Annotated in this window: 1 protein-coding gene; it reads right to left on the bottom strand. The window is 56.3% G+C overall.

The genetic code is table 11. The features are described from left to right. Positions 1–168: 168 nt before the first annotated feature. On the bottom strand, positions 169–1,695 hold the full coding sequence (gene tnpC / locus BMX68_RS24905) for an IS66 family transposase (protein WP_074862786.1): 1,527 nt from the start codon (positions 1,693–1,695) through the stop codon (positions 169–171). Positions 1,696–1,885: the final 190 nt, after the last annotated feature.

The following is a 1,885-nucleotide window of genomic DNA, read 5'->3' as shown; positions in this document are numbered from 1 at the left end:
TCTAATCCTGCTGTCCCAGCTCGCAGAGCTTAAGCCATATAGCTTTTAAGGCATGCATGCGGGCATGCCGCCTGAAGTATTTAATCCAGTTGCCATTTATGCGGCAGCAACTGATCGATTTCACTCGCCCGCTGCGTCGTATGCGTCCGGGCATCACCCCTTGCGTGATTAAACCGGCTGCCACTTATGCGGAAGCAACTGCTCGATTTCACTCGCCCGTTGCGTCGGCAGACGCGTGAGAACATCCTTCAAATAGGCATACGGATCATGACCATTCAGCCGCGCAGACTGGATCAAGCTCATGATTGCCGCAGCCCGTTTTCCGCTGCGTAGCGACCCGGCGAAGAGCCAGTTCTTGCGCCCAAGAACCCATGGCCGGATCTGGTTCTCCGCCCAATTATTATCAATGGGTACGGCCCCGTCATTGAGGTAGCGCGACAGCGCTGCCCAGCGTTTAAGGCTGTAATCGAGTGCTCTGCTGATAGCCGAACCTTCGGGCACAAGATCACGCTGGGCGATCACCCAGGCGTGCAGCATATCCATCACCGGCACGGCTTTTTCTTGCCGTATTCGGCAACGTAAATCCGGTTCTAGATCGCGCACTTCGCTCTCGATTTCGTACAGCAACTGGATGTAACGCAGGGCCTGCTCGGCGAGCTGGCTCTTGTTGGTAGCGTGCAATTCGAAGAACTTGCGCCGGGCATGAGCCATGCAGCCAATCTCGGTCACGCCGAGTTCGAAGCTGGCCTTGTAACCGCCAAAGTCGTCGCAGACCCACTTACCTTTCCAGCCTTGCAGGAAGTTGCGAGCATGCTCACCGGCGCGGCTGGGGCTAAAGTCGTAGACGACTGCGGCTGTTTCGCAGAACTGGCTGGTGGCGTAAGCCCAAACATAAGAACGGTGGGTTTTCTTCGAGCCCGGAGCGAGCATCTGCACGGGTGTTTCATCCGTGTGCACAACCGGCTGCCCGATCACTACGTCACGCAGGGCATCGACCAGTGGCTGCAACTGCACGCCAGTAACGCCAACCCATTGAGCCAAAGTCGAACGTGGAATCGCCAAGCCGGCACGACCAAAAATCGACTCCTGACGGTAAAGCGGAAGATGGTCAGCGAACTTCGCGATCATGACATGGGCCAACAACCCGGCGGTTGGGATGCCTTTGTCGATGACCTGCGCCGGTACCGGTGCCTGGATTAGCGTTTCGCAGTTATCGCAAACCCACTTGCCACGAACATGGCATTCAACGGTAAACACGCCCAGCATGTAGTCCAGCTTTTCGCTGACATCTTCACCGATGCGCTTGAGCGCGCAGCCGCACGGGCAGTGGGTGTTGTCCGGTTCGTGATGGATCAAGGTGCGTGGAAACTCTGCCGGCAACGACGTGCGCTTGGGCTTTTGCTTTTTCTCGGTCGCCGCTGGGGCTATTTGCAAGGCCTGAAGCTCGGCCTCAATCGCGGCGATATCGGTATCGATCAGGTCATCGAGCAAGCTGGCCTGCTCAGGATTCATCTGCTCGCTGCGCTTGGCAAACTTCAAACGCTTAAGCTGCGCGATCTCGTGGGTCAGCTTCTCGATCACCGTTTGGTCGCGGTTGATCTTCTTGCCCATGGTCTCGACTTGCGACAGCAACTGCGTAGCGAATGCACGCAGTTGGTCGGAAGTCATTTGATCGAGATTGGGCGAGGAAGTCATGCCGTGGATTTTACCAAAGCAGGCCACTTGCGACAGCAAGCCAAGACGCTAATTACAGTTTTTAAAGCAGCGTGATTGCACCGCCAGCGTAAGGAGCCGGGGAACACACCTTCCGAGCCCGAGCAATAAGGACGATTGTGTCCGCGTATTTTTAAGCGGACGCAATTACCCTTAATGCCAGGATCGTCAT

Source organism: Pseudomonas agarici (assembly GCF_900109755.1).
In the GTDB taxonomy this organism is placed as follows: domain Bacteria; phylum Pseudomonadota; class Gammaproteobacteria; order Pseudomonadales; family Pseudomonadaceae; genus Aquipseudomonas; species Aquipseudomonas agarici.
This window is presented reverse-complemented; position numbering and strand designations above follow the sequence as displayed.

Bases quoted from the DNA above. Each gene is read 5' to 3' on its own strand.
- tnpC (WP_074862786.1), bottom strand. From the start codon at position 1,695: ATGACTTCCTCGCCCAATCTCGATCAAATGACTTCCGACCAACTGCGT.